This window comes from Adonisia turfae CCMR0081, assembly GCF_011009555.1.
Taxonomy (GTDB): Bacteria; Cyanobacteriota; Cyanobacteriia; order Phormidesmidales; family Phormidesmidaceae; genus Leptothoe; species Leptothoe turfae.
Genome location: NZ_QXHD01000004.1, coordinates 2349744 through 2375852, shown reverse-complemented (window position 1 = coordinate 2375852; position 26109 = coordinate 2349744). Strand labels below are relative to the sequence as shown.

Sequence of the window (26109 nt, the reverse complement as noted above, 5' to 3'; positions counted from 1 at the left end):
AAATTCTGCCCTGTCTTAAACAGACTAGAGTGGGATATTTTATTTGTTCAATTTATCTCATAGCACTCTGGGTTGAAACCTCTATACAGCGATGACAACAAGGGCAACGACACTGGCAAAACCGCCAAGCACACTGGCCTTTCCTGTACCAAAGGTGTATTTAGGGTCGGAGGTATGGTTTCGGGCATATTGATAGGCAAAAATCGTGATGCCAAAGGCGGCGACATGGGTTGCCATGTGCCAACCATCAGCTAGCAAAGCCATTGACCCAAAAATTGTTCCAGCCACAATCTCAGCCACCATGGTGACGGCTGTAAACAGCATGACTACCTTGGTATTTTTTTCTGCACGACCCTGATCGTTAGAAAAGTCGTGAGAATGTTTCCACTGGTCAAGAATATGTATATGCATGGAATTGATAATGATTGGAAAACGGGCATCTTCAGCAATGCCGGTAACGCAAGAAGAATCTAGTTCCGATTTTGAGGGTACGTTGACTTTGCCTGAACAGTTTGGCAAGGAACAGTTTTGCAATGAAAATTTACGCGAGGGGCTAGTTCTGCTGATTAATCAGCAACTGTTAAATGAGAACTTAGCCATATCAGCGACGGACGTCTCTGCTAAAATAGCCATGGGACATCCGCTGGATTAAGGACAAGATGCGAGCGTAGGGTTTGAACATGGGTGGGGAAATTAAAAAAGAAACGGCACCAAGCGCTTCGTCCGTTGTCGATAGGCCTGATATTGTTCTCCAAATTGCTCTAGCATCATATTCTCTTCATTACCTACCCGGAAAAAGTACAGGGTACCGAAGGTGATCACCCCTGAGAGACCGACAATCCAGTTGGTTAACAACAGTGCTTGGGCAATAACCCATAGCCAAATTGCTGTATACATCGGATGACGGATATTCTGATAAATACCTTTGGTAATTAACGTATGGTCTTCTCGGACCTGTAACGTGGGCGACCAATTTTTTCCTAGGTCATGGTGAGACCGCCAGAATAGGTAGAGCGCGATCGCAAATGTCACAATTCCTAAAACATTCGCCCCAACCGGCAGTGAATAATTAGCAAAATTGAACAACGGCGTAAAAATATAAATCAAGGGCAAAACACACATCCCCAGCAGAACAAATGCTAATAAGCCATTCTCTAGAGGCGTCTTACGATTATCGATTATGGTATTGCTCTTAATTTCTCGCTGATAGGGTTTGCGGATAACCCCTGTGAGTCCAAAGAATACTAAGAAGATGATTTTGAGAGTGAGGGTGTCCATGATTGACCTCTTACTTGCCAATTTTGAGCTGAGCAAAATTCGTAATCTAGCAATTAAGAATCTTTCGCAATAACTTTCCACTATCATAGCGAAGGCCCACAGGAATGACACCCCCTCAACCTTTTGTAATGTTCTCCCTTTCGCTATCTCTTCCCCAAAACTGCGTCCTCACCTGCCCCCCCCATAAAAGGAGGTTCGATCGCAGACAATTAACTAACATGCAAACTGACATATTATCTCAATAACTTAAGATTATTGAGATTAACTATCAATAATTTCCCCTGGGTCTACTCCGATGCCAAGATCGGGTAAAACTCTTTACTATTGAGCTTGTACGGGTTCAGCATAGTGAATATCCCTATGACAGACGAGTTAATTGCGATCGCGACCAAAATTCAACAAGATCGCTATCCAGATGCAGACGTTATCTTCTTAGCAGGTTCTGTCATTCGTGGTGAAGGTACCGCCACTTCAGATCTTGATCTTGTTGTTGTCTTTCAACAACTGCCTGCGGCATATCGAGAATCTTTTCAGTTTGAAGGCTGGCCCGTCGAAGCATTTGTCCATGATCCTGAAACGCTGAGGTACTTTTTCTTTGAGGTCGATAGCCCCACAGGGATACCTTCTTTGTCCGCTATGGTGAGTGAAGGAATCGAGATACCCCAGCCGAGCGAGCTATCCAGAGAGCTGAAGCAGCTAGCGGACGATATTTTAGATGACGGTCCACCGGTCTGGGACAAAGACGCCATCGATAGGTCACGCTATGCCATTACAGAGCTGATCGATGATATTCGAGCACCGCGCTCAAGGGCAGAACTGATAGCTTCTGGTACTCAGCTATATGATGCGGTGGCAAATCATTATCTGCGTAGTCGGAATCTCTGGTCTGCCACAGGCAAGACAATTCCCAAACGATTGCAGCAAGTTTCCCCTCAGTTTGCTGCTCAGTTTGAAGACAGCTTTGCAGCTCTATTTGCCCATGGAGAGACTGATCAGCTTATAGGGGTAGTAGAGAATATGCTAATGCCAGAGGGTGGTTGGTTATTTGAGGGGTATAAACTTGTTGCCCCTGTTTCCTGGAAAAAACCTATCTAACCCCTATCTAAACAGGTTATTGGCTCTAAACCATAGGGTACACCGTCATCAAAATCAGCTAGCTACCCTGACAATCTCCAGAAAGCAACCCATAAGGCAAGATAGAAAAGCAAACATAACTTGAAACCACGGTCACGATGAGCCTACCGCCCCTGATTCCGCGCGCCACTCTGTTTGGAAACCCCCAGCGCACCAGTCCACGCCTGTCCCCGGATGGCAAATACCTGGCGTATATTGCGCCGGATGCCAATAACGTTCTACAAGTGTGGCTACAGGAACCAGGCGGCGATGATCGTCAGCTCACCCAGGATAAAAAACGCGGTATTCGGTCATATTTTTGGACATACCAGGAAAATCAGTTAATTTATCTGCAAGATGCCGATGGTGATGAAAACTTCCATCTTTATTTAGTGGATGTCACCACTAGCATGGTCCGTGACCTCACCCCCTTCCAGGGCGTTAAAGCTAACCCTATCGAACTAGATCCTGACTTTCCCGACCGAGCTCTAGTCAGCCTTAACCTGAAGGATCGTCAGAAGTTCGACGTTTACAGCATCAATCTCACCACGGGTGCAGTGGAGTTTGACACCGATAATCCTGGCAATATCGTAAGCTGGACCGCCGACCATCAGTTCCAGATCCGTGCAGCCACGGCAGCCACCCCCGATGGCGGCTCCGAACTGCTTTATCGCGCTACTGCCGATGATGCCTGGGAGAGTTTGCGCCGCTGGGGACCAGATGACGAGGGCGGTGCCGTTGGATTCTCTAAAGATGGCAACACTCTTTACGTTGTGGGCACCCACGATGCCAATGCCCAACGCTTTATTGCCCTCGATCTAGCGGCTCGTACTGAAACTGTGATTGCCGCAGACCCCCAGTACGACATTAGTAATATCGTCACCCACCCCACTGAGCACACCATCCAGGCCGTTTCTGTCTATAAAGCCAAGGAAGAATGGACGGTACTTGACGAGGCTATTCGAGGCGATTTTGAGGCCTTGGCCCAGGTGCGTCCCGGTCAGTTTGTCATTAGCTCACGCACTACAGCCGATGATATATGGCTGGTGGCTTATCTCACTGACGATGGTCCAGTATACTACTATCGCTATGATCGTAATCGTAAAGACGCCACCTACCTATTTAGTAACCAGCCCAAACTAGAAGATCTGGCCCTGGCGTCGATGGAACCCATCGAATACCAGGCTCGCGACGGTCTCACCATCCACGGCTATTTGACCTTGCCGGTGGGCATCGAAGCTAAAAATCTACCCACGGTGCTGTTTGTCCATGGCGGTCCTTGGGTGCGGGATATGTGGGGCCTAAACCCGCCTGTACAGTGGTTGGCAAATCGAGGCTACGCTGTCCTACAGGTGAACTTCCGAGGGTCCAATGGCTATGGCAAAGACTTTCTTAACGCGGGCAATCGCCAGTGGGGCAAAACCATGCACGACGATCTGATCGATGCCGTAGATTGGCTTTGTAACCAGGGCATTGCCGACCGTACTAAAGTGGCGATTATGGGCGGTTCCTACGGTGGCTATGCCACCCTGGCGGGGTTAACCTTTACCCCAGATGTGTTTGCCTGCGGTGTAGATATTGTCGGCCCATCCAATTTGATCACCCTAATTCGCAGCGTGCCCCCCTATTGGCAACCGATGATGGCCATGTTTGCCCATCGTGTGGGCGATATTGAAACCGAAGAAGAGATGCTCAAAGAGCGATCTCCCTTGTTTTTTGTTGACCGCATCGAGAAGCCCTTGCTCATTGGTCAGGGTGCTAACGACCCTCGCGTTAAAGAAGCGGAAAGTGAACAGATTGTTGAGGCCATGCATAGGGCTGGCAAGCCGGTTGAATACGTCCTGTATACCGACGAAGGTCACGGGTTTGCGCGCCCAGAAAACCGCTTGCACTTCTATGGCATCGTGGAGGCATTTCTGGCGAAGTATATCGGTGGTCGTGCTGAACCTGCCGCTGACGTGGAAGGGCACTGCGGCGTGGTGAAATAGTGGGCTAGGGAGATCGGTGCCAGGGAGACTCGGAGAATGTCAGCAATGATTATCTGTATGTCTCCCCAGCACTTTTATCCTTTATCCCTTCACTGACCTTATCCCAAAGCTGAAGCTTGACAGACCACGAGGTTAGCAGACCATTTAGGGCAGTTCTGGTCTTATGCTAAGGGCAATGACCAAGAAAGTGGCTGTTTAACGGCTTGGGCTTCAGCGGATGGGGATATGATTATGATTTTGCATCATAATCTAAATTTATTCTCCGTTCCGTTGCAAGCCCTTGTTAGGCAACCTATTCAGCAAACATTTCAGCCAAGATATCAAGAAGCATTTTTTGCTCATCTTGACTGATTCGGCCAAGCTTTTTGACCAATCGATTTTTATCTACTGTACGGATTTGATCCAAAACAAGTTGCCCATTTTTGCCTTGAAATTGACAGACAAGACGAGTGGGATATTGCTTACCTTTTGTAGTCATTGGCGCAATGATAACCGTAGCGATATAACGGTTCATCTCATCCGGTGAGATAACAACACAGGGTCGCGTTTTCTGAATTTCACTACCAACAGTGGGGTCTAGGTTGACCAGAAAAACATCGAAACGTTTGACTACCATTCCCATTCAGATTGATCCCAATCAGTAGTGCTGACATCATCTAGAAGTGCATCATCTTGATTCTTAGCCATTGCTGCAAAAGCCTCATCCCATCCGGCACGCCAACAGTGTGCTGTGCGAATAGTCAGACAATCACCCTGTACTTCAATCTCAACGTCTTCATGAATACCGCTTTGCTCTAAGAGAAGCTTAGGAATGCGAACGCCTTGAGAGTTACCAATTTTGACGATCCGAGTTCTGATAACTGTGCCCATAGTTTAGATACTTGCGAACACGAACATGTAATTACATCGTAATCACAGGCCAAGGGACTGTCAAGCAGTGCGAAATTGACCTCGTCTGCCTCAGGGCGTATTTATGTGGCGTTTGTTTATGCCGGAGTTGACAAACCGAGTTTTCCCGCAACGTCTCCAGTCGTTACAGGGTAAGCAAACTCAGTGGGCGTGAACAGCCGATTGTAATCGCGGGACTTCGCATGTGAACGTTGTTCGGCAACAAAGCCAGAAATATCTTGAATATCAGGTATCCATTCGCGAGCGTATTTTGCAATCACATCACCGCGTAAGCCCAGTTGAATTGGACGATCTTTCCTACTAATGGATTCAAGACTTAGAGCAATTTCACAAATAAAAGATTCAACATCTTCATTTTCTATCCTGCGACATAATTCTCGATATTCATTACGAGCATCGACCTTAATCATGCCTCCATTCCCTGGGTCAGCCGCATCCACATGGGCAGTTGGGTATCGCCACCGTCCTCAATGCGTTCCAGGGCTGTTGCCATCTCCACCCGCACATCAAATTCAGATTCTTGACCCACGGCCTGGCGCAGGGGCTCAATCACCGTTTGATCGCCCAGCTCGGTCATAAATCGAGCCGCCCGCCAACGGACTAATTTAGACTCATCGGTCAGCACCTCAGCCATCGTCGCCAGGGCACTGGCATCGCCAATATCACTCAGGGCATCCCCGGCGATTCGACGGACCATGGCTGACGGATCCTGCCGCACCACACGGCACAGGGGGGCAACCGCAATCTCTAGAGTACTGGCCCCCAAAAGGGCCGCTGCCCAACGGCGAATAGCGCTTTTCTCATCATCGAGTACTGCTACTACAGCGGCAAAGTTATCGGTGGTCACATCAAGCTGCTGTAGTGCCTTTAACCGCTTTTTCCAGTCAGGATCGTTCAACTCAGCCACAAGCATCTGTTGCTGAGCCGCGTGGTCAGGGGACTGAGCTATGGCGCTAACGGCGGCGGCTTCAATCCGGGCCAGTTCTTCAGGGTCAAACAAACTATCGATTTCATCGGCCACCAGCTGAGCCACTTGCTCAGGCTCACCGGCTGGGGCCTGATAGGGGTCCCAGCGTCGTTCCATTACATAGTCAGCGCCCGTTTCACTGATGGCCCGCTGGAGTGACTGACTAAAGCGGTCGGGTAATGCAACTCGGGCCTGTTGTCCATCTGTTGCGGTGGCCTTGACCTGTATCGGAATGCCGCGAAACATCTGGACTGCCACTTCGAGCATGCCTAAATTTGAGCTGGTGGCCTGATTGTTAACTGGCTGTGCCGGTTCAGCCACCTGGGTCAGGAGCTTCGCATCCGCATTGTCGGCTATACCAATCGCCTTAGCCGCTTTTGCCAAAATGGATTGCCAGTCTGAGCTGCCCTGGCGGGTAAGGGTGATAAAGTCCTGGACTGCAAAGACAGACTTCACTCCCTCAATGGTGAGCAGTTGTTGAATGACTGCAGGGGTATCGGGTACGGTGCTGCCCTTGTCTAGGGTTAGGGCTTTGGGGCTAATGGTCCCATCCAGGTTGAGCTTGATGCAGTTGGGGCTGGGGGTGGTTTCGATGGAGAGCAGTTGCATGGTCTTAATGGTACTGGGCTCAGTTAACCATATTAAATATATCGATGGAGACCATGGGGTTGCTAGCCTAGATCATCAGCGAGATAGTGCATGGCTAAGGGGACTGCACAAACATAAAGACCCAGGGTGGGGCTGTAGATGGGTGGATAAGTGATGGGGTAATGGTGTTTCCAGATGGCTCTATTTATAACGCTTGAATCTCTTTTTTTATAGCTGTTAAGAATATTGGCACTATCTCATGGACCCACTGGGGTTCGCGGTGTCGGATCATCAACCAAAACAAGTTTTTAACATCCCAGAATGTGGCATCTAGAAGACCGGGTTCTTTGCGATCGCGCTTAAAATGCCAGTGTACAGAATTGGGATATTTCTTACGTGAGTAACCGCCCACATGGGAGATGTACATGCCCACAGTCTCTGCCGCTTTTTCTAAAACCCCATGCATTTCATCCGTAGAGATACCCTCCGGTAGCTCTACGTAATAGTCATCTGATTTTTTACGCTTCATGCTGAAACCTCGTTCCCTTAATCCTAGCTACAACGCACTGAGCTACTGACTGACCCGAAACACATGACCATCGGGATGTCTTAGGTGACATTCCCTGGCTTTCCAAGGCATATCTTCGGGAGGAAAAACAACCTCAATCCCGTTCTCAAGAGCAAGGGCATAAACCTGATCCACATTCTCCACCAAAATGGACATCCAGGCCCCTTTGTCTTGGGTTTCATCACCACCAGGGCCGAATGTACTTGAGTTGTTGCCCTTACCACGGCCACCCTGACCATCCTGACATAGAAAAATCTCACATTCTCCAGAACCCACGGCTCCATATCCAGGGGGATCGCCCCAATCCCAGAGCTTCTGCCAACCTAATTTCTCGAACCATTCCAAACTTTCCTGTAGACTCGAAACATTTAGAATCGGGGTGATTACTTTAGCTTTCATATCCTCAGTTTCTGTGATTTTAAGTCGGTGCTAAGCGATCGGCACTAATCGACACGACAAAGAGCGATAGTTAGCCCAGCCCATGATTCAACACCCAGTGGCTCATTAAAAACCGGACCTCTAGATCGTAGTATAGTAAATTTGTACTGTGGCAACCTGCTTTACATAACTTATATGGGATTAGCAAGCCGATTACCTTAATGGTGTGCAGGCATGACGAGCCCATAGGACAATCCCTGAGTAACAGAGCAACATTAGTATTGTGAGACCGAGACCTTACGTCCAATGGGAATACACAGAGGTGTGCCCGCTACCGGATCGCTGACAATTTGACAATCGAGACCAAACACATCTCTCACCAATGTTTCGGTCATCACCTGGTGAGGCTTTCCTTGGGCACATACCTGGCCAGCTTTGATGGCGATGATGTGATCGCCATAGCGACAGGCCTGATTGAGTTCATGCAACACCATAACAATGGTGCGCCCCTCTCGCTGGTTGAGGTCATAGAGCAAATCCAACACCTCAATCTGATGGGCTAAGTCGAGAAAGGTGGTGGGTTCATCCAACAGTAAAATCTGGGTGTTTTGCGCTAAGGTCATGGCAATCCAGGCACGCTGGCGCTGTCCTCCAGAAAGACTGTCCACGGGTCTTTCTGCAAATTCTTGGAGTTCTGTCATTGCTAAGGCGGCTTCGACTTCTTTTTCATCGTCTTGGCTCCACTGCTGTAGCCAGCTCTGGTAGGGGTAGCGCCCCTGGGCTACAAGCTCTCGCACCGTCAATCCTTCCGGCGCAGTAGGCCCCTGGGGCAATAGTCCTAACTGTTTTGCTACATCTTTAGTAGGCAGTTTGAAAATGGAAGTGCTATCTAGATAGACAATGCCCTGCTGTGGTTTGAGCAGTCGCCCCAACCCTTTAAGTAACGTGGATTTGCCACAGCCATTGGGTCCCACGAGAACCGTAATTTTGCTTGAGGGAATGGCCAGGTCCAATCCCTCAATAATGGGTTTGCCATCATAGGCCAGGGTCAGTTTACGGGTGGTGAGAGCGGGATCTGTCATTTGCGATCGCGAATCAATAAATACAGAAAATAAGGCGCACCAATCACAGCGGTGATGATGCCACAGGGTAATTCAATGGGCGCAAATAACAGCCGACCCATCAGGTCAGCCACCACCACCACCATTCCCCCGGTCAGAGCTGCCGTTGGCAACAGCCCCTCATGGGAAGGCCCCACTAGCTGACGCGCAATGTGGGGAGCCATTAAACCAATAAAACCAATACTCCCTGCTGTGGCCACCGCCGCCCCAGCCAAGGCTACCGAACTCAGTAACAACCAGCCACGTTGCCATTCCAACCGGCTGCCCAGACTACGGGCTACATCATCTCCCATTTGTAGAGCATTCAGCTCTCGGCTCAGCACCAGTGACAACAAGCCAAAAACAATTAGCCAGGGTGTAAAGGCAAACACCTGGGCCCAGCTGCGACCATACACACTGCCTGCCAACCACACCAGCGCCTGACTAACATCGTAAATATTACCAAAGGTAACCATTAGATTCGTTAAGGCACCCGCCACTAAGCTAAAGCCCACACCCACTAAAATTAGCCTGACTGGAGAAGCCCCTCCATTCCAGGCCAGCAGGTATATCAAGACAGCAACTGCGAGGGCCCCCATAAAAGCGGCCAGGGGGAGTACGGCTATCGGTACCCAAGGGAAAACAACAATTAGACTGACCGCAGCCAGAGTGGCCCCGGCATTCACACCGATAATGCCAGGGGCGGCCAGGGGATTCCGGGTAATCCCCTGGGTTAGGGTACCTGCCATGCCTAGGGCCATACCCACCCCCCAGGCCACTAAGGTTCTTGGCAAACGCAGTGTATTGACAATAAACCCATAGTCTGGGTTATCCGTCGGTAATCCCAACACAGTGCGGATCACATCTAGCGGGGGCACTGGATATTCGCCTTGACCAACGCTCCATACCATGGCCAACAGAGTCACTAGCATCAGACCCAACAAAACTTTGGGGACTCGCCGATCCAGGCGTACAGACAGAAACCCTGTTCGTAGGATTAGCCACTGTAGATGGTCTTGGGACTGCCTTGTTTTTTGCATAATGCTATCGCCTCACCCGAGAACGCGTGAGATAAATGAAGAACGGTGCTCCTAGTAGCGGCATAACAATACCCACCGGTAGTTCTTGGGGTTGAATAATGAGTCGAGCACCAATGTCAGCCAACAGCAACAAAATTGCCCCACATAGAGCTGAATAAGGAAGAATCCAACGGTAGTCGGCCCCTGCCCAGAATCGCACAATGTGAGGAACAATCAGGCCTAGAAAACCAATGGGACCTGCGATCGCGACCGAACCTCCGGCTAATAAAACAACACTGATGGCGGCAAACACCTTGACCCAGATAGTCTTTTGACCTAACCCTTTAGCAACAGCATCCCCCAGACTTAAGGTGGTCAACTGTTTGCCCATGGCTAAACCTAAAACCAGCCCTAACAGCAAGAAAGGCATCACCTGGAGCACGAGTTCCATATCTCGCCCAGCCACAGACCCAGCTAACCAAAAGCGAATCTCTTCTAAGGTCCGCTGGCTAAGGATCAAAATCCCCGTCGTTAACGATGAGACCAAAGCCGTCAGGGCAGCTCCAGCAATCGTTAGATTAAGAGGATTCAGTCCCCCTCGCCCTAGGGACCCCAAACCATAAACCGTAACGGCTGCAATAGCTGCCCCAACTAATGCAAACCCAGCATAGACACTCAGCGATGTGGAGTTAAACCAAAAGACTGAAACAACCACGGCTAAAGCCGCACCAGAGTTGATCCCTAAAATACCAGGATCAGCCAAGGGATTCCGCGTCAGTCCCTGCATGATGGCTCCAGATACTGCTACGGCGGCCCCAACCAACAAGGCCGTTATGGAGCGGGGTAATCGTACGGTACGAATAATTAAGTGTTCTGTAGAACCATTGGGAGAGACTAATGCCTGATAAACATCCATGGGTGCAATGTCAGCAACGCCTAAAGCGATACTGGCAATCAAGCATGTCAACAACAGCGAAATTCCAATAACATATCCCGCTGTGAGTAGGGTTGTTCGTGAGGGAATGAACAATTGATTTTTAACTCTCTCCATGTGTACTAGCTTTCCGGTACTGGTGCACTAGTAGGCGGTGGATCTGCCGCCGGTTGTGGCCTGGGCTGTGCCGCCGGTTGTGGACTCGGCTGTAGTGCTGGTTGTGGACTCGGTTGTGGGGCCGCCGGTTGAGCACTCGGCTGTGCCGCCGGTTGTGGACTTGGCTGTGGGGCCGCCGGTTGAGCACTCGGCTGTGGGGCGGGAGACGTTGGGGAGCTTGTTTCGGGCACCGAAGATGCTGGCGTAGTCGGTTGGGGATTGCTGGGTGCTGGCGTTGATGGTGTTGTCGATGGCTGTGGTGTTACAGGAACAACTGGTTCAGCTGTTTCTGGGCTAGCATTGCTAGCAGGGGCAGACGTATCGGGAGACTCTAATGCCGCATCTGTCTCCTGCTCTGAAGACGATTCATCTTCATCTGTTTCATCTGTTTCATTAGAAACTGGTGCCGGACCAGCTGGCTGACTATTGTTATCAGTTTCATCGCTGGCATTTAATGGCGGCGTTGCATTTGATGGATTTTCTGCTTCAGGAACAGGCGTTTCTGGCTGAGATGTTACAGGTGAAGGGTCAGCTACAGGAGCAGATTCCTCCACTGTCTGTCGTTCACCTCGTCTCCGCGCAGCACGATTACGTTCAGAACCTTCAATGGAAAAGTCCACCTCAATTGTACGAGCACGCCCTTGACCACCTGAGGTAAATGTTGATTCTCTGACGGCTTCCAAGGCTGCTCGATCTAAAGCTGCACTACCGCTAGATTGAGTAACACGGGCATTAATAACGTTGCCGTCCTCATCCACCTCAAATTCGATTGCTGGTTGTCCTTCGACTGCATCGTCTAAGGCTTCGTCAGGATAGTCGGGTCGGATACAATTGCGACAGCCAAATTGAGTACTCCCTCGCCCCGAGGGGCGCGCAGCAGGCCCCCGTCGTGCTGCTGTTGTTGTTTCAGAACCTGTTCCTGTGCCCTCTGAACCTGTTCCTGTGTCCTCTGAACCTGTTCCTGTGCCCTCTGAACCTGTTCCCCCGGTGGCAAGAGTAGGCACGGCAATGCTGGGCCCAGAAGTTCCGTCCACCCTAGTCGGCCCATTGCCTTCGAGTATGGGTTGCTGAACGCTTGGACCTTCGGCAGGCTCGTTTTCGGCAGGAGCGCTATCGGGCTCTTCTGCCACCTCGGCCTCCGGCTCCGGCTCTTCGGTAACTTCAGGTTCTGCCTCAGCCTCAGGTTCTGTGGCAACTTCACGCTCTGTTGGCTGCTGGACGTTCTGAGGTAGAGGTTTGGGTGGCTCTGGTTGCGGAAGCGGTTCTTCTGGCTCTGGCTCTGGCTCTGACTCTATCTCAGTTTCAGGTTCAAGTGGAGCTGTGACTATCAGCTCAATGCGCTCCGGTTCACTCTGCTGGAGAAAACTTGGCCTAAGAGCTAACAAAGGGACCAGTGCCACATGACTTCCAGCAGCACACACTAACCCCCAGCAAACCCATCTGCGCGCAATAGCTTCTTCCCGATTATGTTGCTCTATACAAGATTGAGAAAGCGCCATACAAAAGCTATTGATAACCTTTGTCAATTAAGACTCGGTGTGGACTGTTTGATTTTAGCTCTATTGATAAAAAAAGGAAAATAAGTCAGTCAGTTTAATTACGATTGACTCCATCTAATTTCTATCTAAGTCTTAACGGTTCCAAGCCTTACAATCAAATCTATTCGGTCTTGTCAGGGAAATGTTCTTGGTACGTTTAGATTTCATCTATGTATATTAGAATGAACTGCTATATGACATCTAATGTCATCAACAGTTGATACGCTCTACCAGTTTGTGTCATGGTAGCTTTCTGTGGACGGCAGCAACGATGATTTTTGAGATTTAGGCGTGATTAGGTTTTGTTATGTCTTTGACTGAGATTTTTCAAGCAGGTGGAATTGTGATGTGGCCACTTGCGTTGTTCTCGTTAATCGCGATCGCACTTTCCGTTGAGCGCTTAGTTTTTTGGATACGTATTAATCGCAGCCAACGAAAAGTCGTAAAACAAGTTTTGGCAACCTACCGTCGCACGCCCATGGATGTGTTTACACTTTTGCGACAAAATATTCACTTACCCATCTCTCGTATTTTTCTTGAAGCGCTAGAGCTTGAGAAGCCTTCTCCTAGCCAGTTTCGTTTGGCACTGGAAAGTGCTACCCAAGCAGAATTACCCATTCTGAAGCGATTTAATACTGTTTTTCAGACAATTATCACAGTCTCACCACTGTTAGGTCTTCTAGGAACTATTTTAGGCCTCATTAATTCGTTTGGCGCGATTGAAATTGGTGGTATTGGGACCAATGCGAATGCGGTCACTAGTGGCATTAGCGAAGCATTGGTATCAACAGCAACGGGAATGGTCGTTGCCATCTTCACATTACTGTTCGCTAATTTATTTCGTGGTCTTTACAAACGACAGATTTCGCTTTTGCAAGAACATGGTGGTCAGCTTGAATTACTGTACGAAAATCACTACACCAACAAGTTAGGAAGCCAAGAATATGCACATCCTTGACAACGAGCAAGAAGATGAGTTTGAGATTAATATCCTGCCGATGATCGATGTGATTTTTGCAATTCTTGCATTTTTCATCGTTTCGACGCTTTTTCTAACTCGCACAGAAGGACTACCCGTCAATTTACCTACAACCGATACGTCTGAGCCACAGGATCCGGCTGACTTCACGGTCACAATTCAGCCAGATGGTAGCCTTTTTCTTGATGATGCATCTGTTACAGAAGAGACTCTGCGTGAGCGAATTCAGGTTCAGCTTGAACCTGAACAAGCGGTGTTGATTACTATCAAAGCAGATGAACAGACTTATCATGGCAAGGTGATTACAGTCATGGATGAATTAAGAACCATAGAAGGAGCCAGTCTAGGTATTGCTACTTTACCTAAGCCGGCTTCTCCTAATGCAGTTGAAAATCGCTAGTACTTTGTGGCGTAAGTTTGCCCACTATCCAATGTGGATGCGTCGATGGGTAAATGGGTGGATGCAGTAGTGGCCAAATTGCTGCCATCGAGATTTTGTTCTCTTATGTAGAAAGACTGTCGTCAGAGGTCGTCTTTAATTAGGGTTTGCTGTTGAAGTCCAGCTTTCATAGTTTGCAAGGGTTTCATTGTATTGAGATGTGCTTAAGTGCACGAAAAAGTGGCTAAAATGCTTAAAACCCTTGCACCTACTCAGGGAAATGTACCGACAATCATCACCTGGCCAGTTATCTTTCGAAGATTTTTATCTACCGTTTGGGGGCAAATTATCGTCGGAGAATCGCTGGGTGAAACTGGCCGAGATGATCCCATGGGATGAGTTCGAATCAACCTATGCTAGCCAGTTTAGCGAGGATATGGGAGCGCCAGCGAAGGGCTTTCGGATGGCTCTGGGCGCATTGATTATCAAAGAGAAATTGGGTACCAGCGACCGAGAGACGATAGACCAAATACGAGAGAACCCGTATCTGCAATATTTTCTTGGACTGCATGAGTACAGCGACACGCCCCCGTTTGATGCGTCGATGCTGGTTCATTTTCGCAAACGAATCCGTGTCGACCTGGTGTCAGCGGTCAATGAGTCGGTGGTTGAAGCAGGCATGGCCCCCGCCTCCGCCTCATCTGAGGACAGTGCATCCGAGAGCGATGATGACTCAGATCCACCAGCCCCGCCATCGAGTGGCAATCAAGGTCAATTGATTGTGGATGCGAGTTGTGCGCCTGCCGATATTCACTATCCGACTGACCTCGATTTACTCAACCAAGCGAGAGAGCACAGTGAACGGCTCATTGATGAGTTGTATCAACAGGTAGCAGGCTGTCTTCCAAAGAAGCCTCGAACGTATCGACAAACCGCCCGCAGAGACTACCTCAGGATTGTGAAACGGCGCAAGAAGTCACGCAAGTTGATTCGTAAAGGCCTCCGACAACAACTCAACTATGTGCGACGAAACCTAGGGTACATTGACCGGTTAATCAAAGCAGGCGCAACGCTTGCAGCGCTGAATCCACGAGAGTACAAGACCCTGTTGGTGATTTATGAGGTCTATCGCCAACAACAGCACATGTATCAACACAAGCAGCGACGGATTAATGACCGCATTGTGAGTATTTCACAGCCCCATGTACGACCCATTGTGCGCGGTAAAGCCGGAACCCCCGTTGAATTTGGAGCCAAATTCGCCATGAGTTGTGTGGCGGGCTATGTGTTTCTCGACCGTCTCAGTTGGGATAACTTTAATGAATCCGAAGACTTGATACCCCAGATAGAACGCTTTCGCGCCCGCACCGGACACTATCCCGCCTCAGTGCATGCCGACCAGATTTATCGGACACGCGATAACTTGAGGTGGTGTAAACAGCATGGCATCCGTCTAAGTGGTCCGCCCTTGGGTCGACCGTCACTCGATGAAGCTCAACACGCCTTCCTCCGACAACAAGCCCGAGACGATGAGAGTATTCGAGTCACTGTCGAAGGTAAGTTTGGTCAGGCCAAACGACGATTTGGACTCGGACACGTCATGGCCAAACTCGCCCAAACTGCTGAAACCATGATTGCCATCACTTGTTTGGTGATGAACTTGGAGAAACGGCTACGCCGTTTTATTGGCTTGTTTTTGATGGGGGTGATCCGCTTACTCCGCCGCTCTCAGGCAGATGTGAGACCCTTTACAGACACCTTCAGCAAGGACTGGCTGAAAAGGCTCGACCCTGGGAAAGGGGCTACTGACCCTGGCTGGGCTGCTGGATAATCCCTGAGATTTCTATTGAGTTTTTCAGCAAACCCTAATTAAGCACTTTTAGATTTCCTTAGCATCTGGAACCACTGATGTAATAACAATAGCTGAATCCGATAACAATCATATCCGTCTGGATGTTCCGTCTGCTCCACAATGCCAAAATTTTGTAGGACATGCACCGCATCCAAACATTGGATCTCTGAAAGATTTAATTTCTTAGATAGAAATCCTAACAGTGTCCTTGCCCGCAGCCAACCATCCGTACTATTAGATGCCGTTGTCATGATACTCAGAGCATTCAACACATGATGCACCTTAGGTTTTGACTTATACGCCCTAAGCTCACCAATAATGCCATGTTCTACATAGGCTTTCAACGACTGATCGCGAAAGACTTTTCTCAGATGTTGTTGAGCAAAGTCAAACGTTATATACCCTGTCGAACCTGCCTCAGTCTGAGTGGTGGCCTTTCGAACTAAGAATCCAGCGACCTTTCTAATCAAAAAGGGATGGCCACCACTCAGACGGTGAATAGCCTGGGTCGTTTGATAGTCAAACTCCCACTGCATAAGGCTGCCAAGACCATTAACTAAAGCCAGGGTCTCATGGATCGAAAATGGCTTTAGAAACGTCTCTTTAAAAAACCGATGCAGTGGATTCTCGGCGGTGTCAGAAAAGTTCCACTGCTTAATCCGATTACACTGCGGCCTTACAGCAGTGACGACTAAAGAGACCAGCTGTTCTTTCTGGCTCAACCCCTGTAATGCGCTGAATACAAAATTAAACTCTTCTGCTTTCTCCTCAAATTTTTCGTTGGAACGTGGGAAAATCTTATCTAAATTGTCGAGGCAGCAAAGGATCGGTAGCTCATAGCCAACGCCTTCAAGATCCTTAGATAATTTCTTGAAATGCTGGTAAAAATCACGCGATACGTCTTTGATGGGTTGACCACTTTCTGAGAAAAGAGGGGGCTGCTCTAGCAATGGATTTCTATTTTTTACTAAAGCATAGAGGGTTTGCAAAATATCATCTAGTAACTCAACGCCATAACCAATGTCGGTGTACTTCTGCAAGTCTATATAAATAACAGCGTGATCCTGGCACATCAGAGATAGCTGATGGAGGACAGATGACTTTCCTGACTTACGCAGGCCAAATAAACCGATGTTTTGATTGTCCTTTAAATCGGTCGCTAGTTCTTCCAGGAGTTCAGCGTGCCCAAAAAACAGTAGTTTGTCATGAATCGGCTTTTTGCCCCTGAAGAAGTCAACTGTATCAGTATATTGACGAGCATAGTTTATCAGTACTTCTTTGCAGCTATCGGCATCAGTTAAGACATGTTCGACTTCCGCCAAAGCAATGGGAATCACCTTAAAGTTTTGATGGGCTCTCAAATCGGCAATTAGCTTTCTCGGTGCGTTCTCAGGTAGCGCCTCATACAGGATGATCCCAGTTAAATCTGCGTTATGGGCTTTGATCTCATCAGATTTATGGCATAATTTGTTGAGGATATCTTCCGTCAGATATTCTGCTACTGCGGCCACAAAAAATGGTGGGTTTAAGCCAAACTCGTCTGAAATCTTGGTGACTAAGAGATTCTCATCATTTTCCTGTTTTGATATTGCGCCCACTTGGTCTAAAAAGCTTTGAGCTGTCAACATGGCTGTTCGATACCCCCCTGTGGTGAGGGAGAGAATTTGTTCCTGAACAGAGTCCCACAGCTCGGGCGATATACGTTTTGCTTCCTGTCTGCACTTCAACATCAACAGTGTTACGTATAAGCAATCTTGACAGGCCTTGGCTTCCTGGCGAGTCAGCATCAACCAGGCTTCATCGATCTTTAAAATTCCTAGACATACTTGCTTAAGCTCATCTAGAAACTTTTTATGAATATGGCTTGGAAACTGGGTGCCTGGTATATTGAGACTCAATCGGTTGAGCTGTTCGAACAGTGATAAAAAGTCAGAACCTGAGAAAATTTCGTTGTTCTTTAGATCTTCATCGAGGGAAGAACGCTGCCCATGGTTCTTCAGGTAGCGCATGCTGCGAACACTGGCTCGCTTGCGGATTGTGTTAGCTAAAGGTCTCGCTAACTGAACAGCTTTTTTAAGTTCGCTTTGAGTGCGTTTTCTTGCTGTTGTTTCGCTGAGTTTTCCCGTTTTTTTAACCTGTAAAACAACACTCTGGAATGCATTGATGAGATGGGTTGTCAGGGTTAAATCACTTGATGCCCTCAGATTATAGATAAAGGGTTGTAGTAATGCTTGGACGATTTCCAACTCTCCTTTGAGTTTGGAACTTTGGGCTAAAATTCGACTATAATGGAATGCTCGGTAGAGGGCATTAGCACGTTTTTCGATCAGCTTCTCAGGTGTAGGTTCATCCGCTGTTACTTGGGCAGCCCACATCCATAGCGAGCTAAGCTGTTCTGTGTTGATATAACCTTGGGCTACCTGGTTGAGGTAGAGCAGCAGGTTAATAACGTTACTTTCGTCGTACTTGAGACCAGCAATCAGTAGAAAAACTTCTTCCCACCGCTTATCATTGGCGTATAGCCGTACCATCTCTGAAAGAGCTTGGTTGCTGTAGTTTTCGTGGATGTACTTGGCAACTAAAAATTCTTGAAAGGTAAGGTGTGAAAATGAATAAATGCCCTCAGACTGCTCGACCAGGATGCCTTGCTGAATTGCGATCGCATCTAATATATTCTCTCCACTCAGGTTACTGGGCGCATTCAATTCTCTGAGCAAAAATTCCCGAATATGCTCGACTAGATTGACTTTAGTGAATAGAATTTTGTCATCTCTAAAAGCCTTGTAGGCAATTTCTGCCAACAGTTTCTCCTCAAGCTCTACATGCAGACCTTCATAAATGACTTCGTTGGAGACCCGCTTTTCATCAAACCATTTCTCTAACAGAATGCGCAGGCCCTCATGGTAAAGGATGCTTCTGTTACCCGAAAATGTTAAAGAACGGCTATAAACCAGACATAAAAATGTCAGCAGCAGCGGCGTACGGGCAAGCTCTCTAACCGCAACATTATCTGATTTCCGAATGGACTTCCAACACTTCTCCGCTGCTTCAGAACCATCTTCCCGATCGACAGTGAACCAGTTAAAAATAAAATTTTTAATCTGATCTTGACCATTACCCGCCAAGGTTATCTCTCGAAAACTTGGCGACGGACTACGATAAGCAGCTGCTCGACAAGAAATAACGTAGCGATTTTTCTTATAGCGTTCTACAAAGGCCTCAATTTTATCAAGGACTTTATAACGACGCTTTGATGAGACTTCATCTAGACCATCAAATAAGATTAAAAAACGTCCTTTCTTTAAGGCATTTTCAGTAATTTCTAAGCTGCTTGGAAAGTCAAATGATTCTAATTCATTGGCAATATAGGCTTGAAACCCGACCGCTCCCTCAGTAAATTTTTTTAAATCAATCCAAAGGGGTATACAGGCATGATGAAACTCAGTTTCATTCGCATGTTTGAGGGCTTCTAAACCAATTTTCCGAAGCAGCGTCGTTTTACCAACACCGGGTGCACCAATCACTGATAAATACTGAAGCTCGTTGGCAACATGTATGGCTGTTTTCTGCCGTTTTGAACTGGAACGTAGCTTGCGCTCGTTGCGATCTCGACAAGCCTTTTCCATGTCATCAATTGACATAGATTTATTAATTTCGCTTTCTTCCAAAAAACGTACAGGAACGTAAACCGAGTCGAGGCTTACGGGCTTGCTCATGCCCAGAACCTTAAGCTTGCCATGACGTTGTCTAAATCTGTGCACATATGCCTGAGAGGCAGTCAAAATAGCTTGCCTCGTCTGTGGATTAGGACGCTTTTTGAGCAGGCCGAAGAAAAATCCTCTCCTGGTTCCCAATGCGTCAATAATTAGGCTAGATAACGATTGGGCCTCTTCAGACATGATAGGACGATCATTCCTTTTTAAGAACTCATTGTGATGATTTTTACATGGGACTATGCTGTGAGTCTACCTTGATCCACTCTGGACGTGATCTAGTCATTTTAGCGTATCTATTCATGTTAAGAAATTCCAACTAGCTAGGTGTTCAGAATCCAGACGATCAGTAAGGCACTGGATTTTTGAACCCAATGCCTAATTTATACAGTTGAGAAAACTTTGTACTTTGATTCTATTACCCTTTATATAGGGATTAGTTTATGGCTAAAGGTGTTTACAGTTTTGCTTTCTGAAGCTTCAGGACCCCTTGGCGATCGGTACCCATCATGGGTACAGCCTTCTGTACATCAACCTTGCTTGGCTAAGAAACCCATGGTGCTCTTTAAACCCATGTTCACGCCCAATGACTCTGCTCTGTTCCCCATAAAGCTAGATACGCAAAGATCTTTAAAGTGCCAATAATCCTCTGAGCTTCAGCTTATCCCTGAGTAATCATGGGATTAGGGGACTGTACAAAAATAAAGGCCCAGGGTGGGGCTGTAGAGGGGTGGATGAGTGGATGGGGCAATGGAATGCTATTTAAGCGTAAGTGCCTTCAAACAATCTAGACGTGGCAGATGAAACAATACTGAAGAGCGGCAACGCCCAAAATAACTTAAAAATTGTTATATCCATACTCCACTTCAATAGAGAGCTATCTAGATAGATAAAGCACGCGTACGGAATATTCACTGTAAATCGCAAATACTATACCCATATATCTAATGCTAAGGTTAACGCTCTGTCAGAAGAAGTTTAAGATAGCTTCAGAAGCTGATTAAGCTTATGACAACAATTAGGTGCAATCAGTAATGAATATTCGCCTTGCTAATGAAACAGATCTATTGGAGCTGTCAGCTCTGTTTCGACAGACAGTGTTAGTACATGCCCCCCAATACTACACAAAGGCTCAAACGGAAGTGTGGGCATCTTCCCCTTTAGATGTTGAACATTTTCGTCAACTTATTCTAGAAGTTACCACGTTTGTTGCGATTGATAAAACAGGTATCCTAGGATTTTCAGGCATTGGAGACAATGGTCATGTGGCATCAGCCTATGTTCGATACGACAGTCTTCATCAGGGTATTGGTTCTAAATTAATGAAAACTGTACTGAACTATGCCCATGAACATCGCATGCCAAGACTTTACGCGGAAGCCAGTGAGTTTAGCTTAGGGCTATTTAAGAAATTTGGTTTTCAACTGTATGACACTGAAGTGGTTTCTCTGCAGGGTGTAGAGTTCGAACGTTATCTGGTTGAGTTATTCCTACTAGAACTTAAAATTGATCACCGTTAATGTAATGGCATTAACAATCTATCTTGCTCAAAAGATAACACGATCCTCTTGACGTATGTTTTCTAAAAACAGAACAGAAAAAATTGTTTAACAGATACCCTGCCAGATTATACGACATTAACGTGGGGATACATAAGCCTATTAGTATAAAAATAGCGTTAAGTACATTTTATTCAGTACAAAAACCTAAAAATCAAAAAATATTTTCCTCTCACTCGCCCAATATAGCACCAATAAATGGTTCAGAAAGCCTTTTGGCGCTATGGGCATTGTCTTTAGCAAAAGAGAAGCTGTAATGTAAACAGAGGAAATACGGAATGAGAACAAAGAAAAAGGTTTTTCTTTGTTCTCATGACCATACTCCGATGTTCTGGAGTACATATCGTGAAAAAGCTGTAGAGTACGACAGGTTAATTTGTAGGGGGAAATCTCAGTATTCACACCTAAGGACCTATGGCACAGCCCTTGGGACTTAAGGTTTCTTTAATATTTTAATTGGATATAAATTTGTGGCAATGGAGCTATTGTATTCTTTGATACTACACAAAGCGTGGAATACGGTTTTTATCAAGGTAGGATAAGGCGTAAAACAAGATCGGAGAGAGAAGCCCCGTTTTGGTTTTTCGACTGAATTGTCCTTTGTCTCAGATGATTGATGATTGGCGATTTTAATCCAGTCGACCCATCAATGCAGAATATTACTGTATTGAAAATTAGCGCATGTCAACGTTTGATTTGAGATAATACGTTCACTAATTGCCAAGTCTATGGATGTCAAAAAGTCTTTTTTGAGAGTCATGGGAAGTATGAAGCCTATCCATTTAGAGGGATTCACTGTTCTGTTTGCTCGATAAAATGTTCACTCTTTAGAATTATACTTCCCCAAGGTCTTTAGGGATTTTGGGCGCTTCGGCAATGACTTTGTTGTCGGGATAGGCAAGGCCATTGATCACCGGTATCGGCCTGGTGGTGGTCAATAATAGTCCTATATCATACCTTTCACAGTCCCTGTTAGATAAGGGCTTGGTTTTTAGTGTCACTATCTAGACCAACGTGGGTGTCTAGTGATACAGCAGCCCTAGAGTCGATTTAGGAACCAAAGTTGTCAGGCCTGTTGTCAGTGTTTGGGGGAATCAAGTAAATGGTTTTTGTAGATCTTAGGAATCGCTCACCGGAGGGTTCTGTTGAGAGCCTAAAATTTGTTGTTCGGTTATTTGAAACCCAGGTCAATATCAGACCTACCGCGACGGCAATTGAATTTATGGGTCAGCATTTGAGTTATCAAGCCTTAAACTCCCGTGCTAACCAACTTGCTCATTACTTGCGTACACAAGGTGTCAGACCTGGTGTATTGGTGGGGCTATGCATTGATCGCTCTTTTGAGATGGTCATAGGGGTCTTCGCTATTCTAAAAGCAGGTGGGGCCTACGTTCCCTTAGATCCTACCTATCCCGAAGAGCGTCTTAATTGGATATTGAAAGACTCTCAAGTTTCATGTTTACTGACGCAAAAATCTTTAGTCTCAGCACTTCCAGTTAATGGTGCAAACACTATTTGTTTAGATGCAGATTGGCCTATTATTGCCCAGTATCCTGTTTATAACCTCCCATCTTTGACAATAGGCTCATTAGCCTATGTCATCTACACATCTGGTTCCACCGGGCAACCCAAGGGGGTTCTAGTTGAGCACGTTGCCTTAGCAAATTTTGTCTCTGCGGCCAATCAAGCCTATGGAATTGTCGCTGACGATCGCGTATTGCAATTTGCATCGATTAGTTTTGATGCGGCTATCGAGGAAATTTTCCTGACCCTGACCCAAGGGGCAACATTAGTCCTTCGCACCAAAGATATGCTGAAATCCATTCCGGATTTTCTGCAAGCCTGCGAGAGATTGCAGCTAACTGTGTTAGATTTGCCAACTGCTTTTTGGCATCAGCTGTGTGCCTCATTAGATACTCTACACCTATCGCCAACTATTAGACTCACCATTATTGGAGGAGAGCGAGTGCTGCCCCAATGGGTCAATATCTGGAAACAGTATGTGAGCCCTCAGGTTCAGCTAGTGAATACCTATGGTCCAACAGAAACGACAGTGGTTGCAACGTATTGCCATTTAGCTGGGCCCTATACAGATAAGGATGTAAATAATGGTATTGCTCCCATTGGCAGGCCATTAAGCCATGTCCAGGCGTATATTCTCGATGAGCAGATGAGACCTGTTCATGCAGAGAGTTCGGGGGAGTTATATATCGGTGGACGAGGTCTAGCATCAGGTTATTTAAATCGCCCTGATTTGACAGCGGATAAGTTTTTAGTGACAACGTTAGACGAAAATAATCAAACGATTCGACTTTATAAAACAGGTGACTTAGCTCGTTATTGTAAAGACGGACAGTTAGAATTTTTAGGGCGTGTCGATCATCAGATTAAAATTCGAGGTTTTCGGGTCGAGTTACAAGAGATTGAATCTATCCTAGAGCAGCACCCTGCTGTGCAAGAAGCTGTTGTTGTCGCTCAAGAAGATAATTCCGGCAGTAAGCGGCTAGTTGCCTATGTGGTCAATCATATACCGTCTTCAACGATGGGCCAGTCGATTGACGATAGCGTCAGCGCTGACGAGTCAATTTGCACCCAACTTGAGCAAGAACAAATCAAACAGTGGCAAGTTATCCATAACGATGACCACTTAAATGCTGTCAATACAGAATGGGATGAAACATTCAATATCAGCGGTTGGATTAGCAGTTACACAGGTGCACTACTGCCTGATATTGAAATGCAAGAATGGGTTGATACAACCGTTGAACGAATTCTAAACCTTAAGCCTGACCATGTGTTAGAACTTGGATGTGGTACAGGACTCTTGCTATTTCAAGTGGCACCCCATTGCAAGGGCTACGTTGGCACAGATATTTCAGATGTTTCGCTGGCACATATCAAAAAACAATTGACAGGCAGACAAGATCTAGCATCACGCGTTGATCTTAAACTTTGTGCTGCAGATGACTTTAGCAGTATAGAACCGGCTTCCTATGACACAGTGATTCTCAACTCTGTTTTACAATACTTTCCCAGTATTGATTATTTAGTCCACGTTCTAGAACAGGCTGTACGTTTCATTAAACCGGGTGGCTCTTTATTCATTGGCGATGTTAGAAACTACCTCCTACAAGAGGCATTCGCCACGTCTATAGAATTATTTAAAGCCCCTGATGATCTGCCTGTAACAGATCTCTGGCAACGTATTCAAAAAAGACTACGTCAGGAAGAAGAACTCACCATCGATCCGTCCTTTTTCTTAACCCTGCAAGATTATCTGCCTCAAATTAGCCAGGTTCAAGTTTTACTGAAACAAAGCCAGTTTCATAACGAACTTAGCCAATTTCGGTATGACGTTGTCTTACACGTCGGTGCAACACCCCAATTAATGGTTGAAACCAGTTGGTCAGACTGGACATCTCAATACCTTGATCTTGCAAAACTCCGACAACGCTTAAAAAGCTATACCATGAAAGCCATAGGTTTCCGAGATATTCCTAATGCCAGGGTTTCAGAATCCATCAAAGCGGTGGATGTCCTTAAACAATGTCAGCTCTCTGGCAACGTTGCAGACCTAAAAGGCTATCTGACACAAACCAAAGATATTGATGGCGTAGATCCTGAAGAGCTTAGACAAATTGCCGCTGAGCTATCCTATGACGTTACCATTAGCTGGCCCAGTGCAGAAAATAGTGGTTCTTTTAACGCCCTCTTTAAACCCCAGGCGAATATGGCTGACTATAAATTAGGTAGCATTGAGCCTTTGCCAGCAATGGGTCCGCAACCACTGCCCCAGCCTTGGAACGTCTATGCTAATAATCCGTTGCAAGCCAAGATAACTCAAATCCTTTCGAGTCAGCTACGCTCCTATGCTGCACAAACATTACCCAACTATATGGTACCTTCCGCGTTTGTGATATTAGAGACATTTCCTCTCAATGCGAACGGCAAAATTGATCGAAAATCATTACCATTGCCTGATTCTTCTCGGCCAGAACTATCGGTGTCTTTTGTTGCCCCTCAAACCATTCAAGAAGAAAAGCTAGCAGAGATTTGGTCAAGCATTCTAAATGTATCCCCCATTGGCATTAATGATAGTTTCTTTGAACTGGGGGGTGACTCGTTACGGTTGATGCAGCTGATGGCACAAGTTGAACGCTCCTTTAAACTAACGCTTTCCTTTGCCGATTTCTTCCAACGACCCACTATCTCAGATCTATGCAAACAGCTGGGCCACACACAAAAATCTTCTACCGTTACTGAGTTCATGCCCCTAGCTCAGCTGGAGGCTGAAGCATTGTTTGAGGTCAACTTATATTCTTCAGGAGGTCCTTGGTCAAAACCTGAATCAAATTGGATCAATCCCCAGTCGATTTTACTCACAGGTGCGACAGGATTTATTGGTACGTCGTTATTGTATGAGCTACTAAAACAGACAGATGCAACTGTTTACTGTTTGGTGCGCGCACAAACACGTGAAAAAGGTCAAAAAAGGTTACATCAGGCGTTGCAACAAAATTTACCAGGCTTCGATATTCCCTATAACAGAATCAAACCTCTGATTGGTAATATGGCCCGTCCTGGATTGGGATTAGACCTTGAAGACGTTAACTATTTGGCTGAGACTATAGATGTTATCTACCATAGCGCTGCCAATGTTAACTTGTTTTATCCTTATCGAGCATTAAGGGCAACCAATATACTTGGGACCCAATCTGTCTTGAATCTCGCTACTCATACTAAGCTCAAACCAGTGCACTATATCTCGACTTTAGATGTCTTTGAGTCTTTGGTAACAACAGGACCATCGATTATTTATGAGAATGATAATATTGCCCAAGGTTCTGGTATTTCGGGAGGCTATGCTCAAAGTAAATGGGTGGCAGAGCAACTCGTTACGCATGCCATAGCATTGGGGGTTCCGGCTTGTATCTATCGCCCAGGCATGGTAACTGGGCACACCCAAACAGGAATATGTAATCCAACAGATTTAATGTGTCGCTTTTTGAGTAGTCTTCTTCAGCTTGAAAGTGCACCGGATTTAGATTGGATGATTGATATGACACCGGTTGATTATGTGAGTAAAGCAAT

The 26109-nt window shown here is 46.7% G+C and carries 20 protein-coding genes and 1 pseudogene; 8 read left to right on the top strand and 13 right to left on the bottom strand.

Annotated features, from left to right (window positions below; translation table 11 throughout):
- Positions 1-87: 87 nt before the first annotated feature.
- A pseudogene (locus DXZ20_RS14585) lies at positions 88-411 on the bottom strand (cation diffusion facilitator family transporter); the annotation flags it as partial.
- Between the two features lie 10 nt (positions 412-421).
- On the opposite strand from DXZ20_RS14585, the gene DXZ20_RS14580 reads away from it, so the two are divergent.
- Positions 422-652 carry a hypothetical protein gene (locus DXZ20_RS14580; protein WP_163698896.1) on the top strand — a complete coding sequence of 77 codons (231 nt, stop codon included), beginning with the start codon at positions 422-424 and terminating at the stop codon, positions 650-652.
- A 41-nt stretch (positions 653-693) separates the two neighbouring features.
- On the opposite strand, the gene DXZ20_RS14575 is transcribed toward DXZ20_RS14580, so the two are convergent.
- Positions 694-1278, bottom strand: a complete 585-nt coding sequence (locus tag DXZ20_RS14575; RefSeq protein ID WP_250564689.1) for a protein-S-isoprenylcysteine O-methyltransferase — start codon at positions 1276-1278, stop codon at positions 694-696.
- Positions 1279-1638: 360 nt separating this feature from the next.
- Here DXZ20_RS14575 and DXZ20_RS14570 point away from each other — a divergent pair, with 360 nt between their 5' ends.
- Both DXZ20_RS14570 and DXZ20_RS14565 read left to right on the top strand, forming a co-directional pair.
- Entirely contained in the window at positions 1639-2373 is a 735-nt protein-coding gene (locus DXZ20_RS14570) for a nucleotidyltransferase domain-containing protein (RefSeq protein ID WP_163698894.1), read from the top strand.
- A gap of 137 nt (positions 2374-2510) precedes the next feature.
- On the top strand, positions 2511-4379 hold the full coding sequence (locus tag DXZ20_RS14565) for a S9 family peptidase (protein WP_163698892.1): 1869 nt from the start codon (positions 2511-2513) through the stop codon (positions 4377-4379).
- A 292-nt stretch (positions 4380-4671) separates the two neighbouring features.
- Here the strand turns inward: DXZ20_RS14565 and DXZ20_RS14560 are convergent, their stop codons facing one another.
- The 10 genes from DXZ20_RS14560 to DXZ20_RS14515 all read right to left on the bottom strand — a co-directional run bounded on the left by DXZ20_RS14560 (position 4672) and on the right by DXZ20_RS14515 (position 12398).
- The gene (locus DXZ20_RS14560) at positions 4672-5001 is read right to left on the bottom strand and encodes a type II toxin-antitoxin system PemK/MazF family toxin (protein WP_163698890.1); all 330 of its coding nucleotides are present in this window, start codon (positions 4999-5001) and stop codon (positions 4672-4674) included.
- On the bottom strand, positions 4989-5249 hold the full coding sequence (locus DXZ20_RS14555; RefSeq protein WP_163698888.1) for an AbrB/MazE/SpoVT family DNA-binding domain-containing protein: 261 nt from the start codon (positions 5247-5249) through the stop codon (positions 4989-4991). The genes DXZ20_RS14560 and DXZ20_RS14555 overlap by 13 nt, the downstream gene beginning before the upstream one ends.
- A 116-nt stretch (positions 5250-5365) precedes the next feature.
- Complete coding sequence (locus DXZ20_RS14550; RefSeq protein ID WP_163698886.1) at positions 5366-5698, bottom strand: DUF4291 family protein; 333 nt, start codon at positions 5696-5698, stop codon at positions 5366-5368.
- Positions 5695-6864, bottom strand: coding sequence for a virulence factor (locus tag DXZ20_RS14545; protein ID WP_163698883.1), 1170 nt, complete (start codon positions 6862-6864; stop codon positions 5695-5697). The genes DXZ20_RS14550 and DXZ20_RS14545 overlap by 4 nt, the downstream gene beginning before the upstream one ends.
- Before the next feature lie 184 nt (positions 6865-7048).
- On the bottom strand, positions 7049-7372 hold the full coding sequence (locus tag DXZ20_RS14540) for a hypothetical protein (protein ID WP_163698881.1): 324 nt from the start codon (positions 7370-7372) through the stop codon (positions 7049-7051).
- Between the two features lie 42 nt (positions 7373-7414).
- Positions 7415-7810 (bottom strand): bleomycin resistance family protein, encoded by a 396-nt coding sequence (locus DXZ20_RS14535; RefSeq protein WP_163698879.1) that lies wholly within the window; start codon positions 7808-7810, stop codon positions 7415-7417.
- 254 nt (positions 7811-8064) lie between these two features.
- Complete coding sequence (locus tag DXZ20_RS14530; RefSeq protein WP_163698877.1) at positions 8065-8871, bottom strand: ABC transporter ATP-binding protein; 807 nt, start codon at positions 8869-8871, stop codon at positions 8065-8067.
- Positions 8868-9929, bottom strand: a complete 1062-nt coding sequence (locus DXZ20_RS14525; protein WP_163698875.1) for a FecCD family ABC transporter permease — start codon at positions 9927-9929, stop codon at positions 8868-8870. Before DXZ20_RS14525 ends, DXZ20_RS14530 begins: the two co-directional genes overlap by 4 nt.
- Positions 9930-9933: 4 nt before the next feature.
- Positions 9934-10959, bottom strand: coding sequence for a FecCD family ABC transporter permease (locus DXZ20_RS14520; protein WP_163664984.1), 1026 nt, complete (start codon positions 10957-10959; stop codon positions 9934-9936).
- Between the two features lie 5 nt (positions 10960-10964).
- A complete protein-coding gene (locus tag DXZ20_RS14515; RefSeq protein WP_163698873.1) occupies positions 10965-12398 on the bottom strand; it encodes a TonB family protein in 1434 nt (477 codons plus the stop codon).
- Between the two features lie 445 nt (positions 12399-12843).
- Here DXZ20_RS14515 and DXZ20_RS14510 point away from each other — a divergent pair, with 445 nt between their 5' ends.
- The 3 genes from DXZ20_RS14510 (at position 12844) to DXZ20_RS14500 (ending at position 15725) form a co-directional block, all read left to right on the top strand.
- Positions 12844-13494 (top strand): MotA/TolQ/ExbB proton channel family protein, encoded by a 651-nt coding sequence (locus DXZ20_RS14510; RefSeq protein ID WP_163664980.1) that lies wholly within the window; start codon positions 12844-12846, stop codon positions 13492-13494.
- Complete coding sequence (locus tag DXZ20_RS14505) at positions 13481-13915, top strand: ExbD/TolR family protein (protein ID WP_163664978.1); 435 nt, start codon at positions 13481-13483, stop codon at positions 13913-13915. Before DXZ20_RS14510 ends, DXZ20_RS14505 begins: the two co-directional genes overlap by 14 nt.
- A 259-nt stretch (positions 13916-14174) precedes the next feature.
- On the top strand, positions 14175-15725 hold the full coding sequence (locus tag DXZ20_RS14500) for an IS5 family transposase (protein WP_163698872.1): 1551 nt from the start codon (positions 14175-14177) through the stop codon (positions 15723-15725).
- Between the two features lie 38 nt (positions 15726-15763).
- Here the strand turns inward: DXZ20_RS14500 and DXZ20_RS14495 are convergent, their stop codons facing one another.
- The gene (locus DXZ20_RS14495) at positions 15764-19462 is read right to left on the bottom strand and encodes an NACHT domain-containing protein (protein ID WP_163698870.1); all 3699 of its coding nucleotides are present in this window, start codon (positions 19460-19462) and stop codon (positions 15764-15766) included.
- Positions 19463-20493: 1031 nt separating this feature from the next.
- Between DXZ20_RS14495 and DXZ20_RS14490 the strand changes: the two genes are divergently transcribed.
- Together DXZ20_RS14490 and DXZ20_RS14485 are read left to right on the top strand one after the other, a co-directional pair.
- On the top strand, positions 20494-20979 hold the full coding sequence (locus DXZ20_RS14490; RefSeq protein ID WP_163698868.1) for a GNAT family N-acetyltransferase: 486 nt from the start codon (positions 20494-20496) through the stop codon (positions 20977-20979).
- A 1141-nt stretch (positions 20980-22120) separates the two neighbouring features.
- On the top strand, positions 22121-26109 hold a 3989-nt coding region (locus DXZ20_RS14485), incomplete at its 3' end, for an amino acid adenylation domain-containing protein (RefSeq protein WP_250565760.1).

Excerpts from the sequence above, each read along its gene's own strand:
- DXZ20_RS14580 (WP_163698896.1), top strand. The coding sequence starts at position 422 with ATGATTGGAAAACGGGCATCTTCAGCAATGCCGGTAACGCAAGAAGAA.
- DXZ20_RS14575 (WP_250564689.1), bottom strand. The coding sequence starts at position 1,278 with ATGGACACCCTCACTCTCAAAATCATCTTCTTAGTATTCTTTGGACTC.
- DXZ20_RS14570 (WP_163698894.1), top strand. The coding sequence starts at position 1,639 with ATGACAGACGAGTTAATTGCGATCGCGACCAAAATTCAACAAGATCGC.
- DXZ20_RS14565 (WP_163698892.1), top strand. The coding sequence starts at position 2,511 with ATGAGCCTACCGCCCCTGATTCCGCGCGCCACTCTGTTTGGAAACCCC.
- DXZ20_RS14560 (WP_163698890.1), bottom strand. The coding sequence starts at position 5,001 with ATGGGAATGGTAGTCAAACGTTTCGATGTTTTTCTGGTCAACCTAGAC.
- DXZ20_RS14555 (WP_163698888.1), bottom strand. The coding sequence starts at position 5,249 with ATGGGCACAGTTATCAGAACTCGGATCGTCAAAATTGGTAACTCTCAA.
- DXZ20_RS14550 (WP_163698886.1), bottom strand. The coding sequence starts at position 5,698 with ATGATTAAGGTCGATGCTCGTAATGAATATCGAGAATTATGTCGCAGG.
- DXZ20_RS14545 (WP_163698883.1), bottom strand. The coding sequence starts at position 6,864 with ATGCAACTGCTCTCCATCGAAACCACCCCCAGCCCCAACTGCATCAAG.
- DXZ20_RS14540 (WP_163698881.1), bottom strand. The coding sequence starts at position 7,372 with ATGAAGCGTAAAAAATCAGATGACTATTACGTAGAGCTACCGGAGGGT.
- DXZ20_RS14535 (WP_163698879.1), bottom strand. The coding sequence starts at position 7,810 with ATGAAAGCTAAAGTAATCACCCCGATTCTAAATGTTTCGAGTCTACAG.
- DXZ20_RS14530 (WP_163698877.1), bottom strand. The coding sequence starts at position 8,871 with ATGACAGATCCCGCTCTCACCACCCGTAAACTGACCCTGGCCTATGAT.
- DXZ20_RS14525 (WP_163698875.1), bottom strand. The coding sequence starts at position 9,929 with ATGCAAAAAACAAGGCAGTCCCAAGACCATCTACAGTGGCTAATCCTA.
- DXZ20_RS14520 (WP_163664984.1), bottom strand. The coding sequence starts at position 10,959 with ATGGAGAGAGTTAAAAATCAATTGTTCATTCCCTCACGAACAACCCTA.
- DXZ20_RS14510 (WP_163664980.1), top strand. The coding sequence starts at position 12,844 with ATGTCTTTGACTGAGATTTTTCAAGCAGGTGGAATTGTGATGTGGCCA.
- DXZ20_RS14505 (WP_163664978.1), top strand. The coding sequence starts at position 13,481 with ATGCACATCCTTGACAACGAGCAAGAAGATGAGTTTGAGATTAATATC.
- DXZ20_RS14500 (WP_163698872.1), top strand. The coding sequence starts at position 14,175 with ATGTACCGACAATCATCACCTGGCCAGTTATCTTTCGAAGATTTTTAT.
- DXZ20_RS14495 (WP_163698870.1), bottom strand. The coding sequence starts at position 19,462 with ATGAGCAAGCCCGTAAGCCTCGACTCGGTTTACGTTCCTGTACGTTTT.
- DXZ20_RS14490 (WP_163698868.1), top strand. The coding sequence starts at position 20,494 with ATGAATATTCGCCTTGCTAATGAAACAGATCTATTGGAGCTGTCAGCT.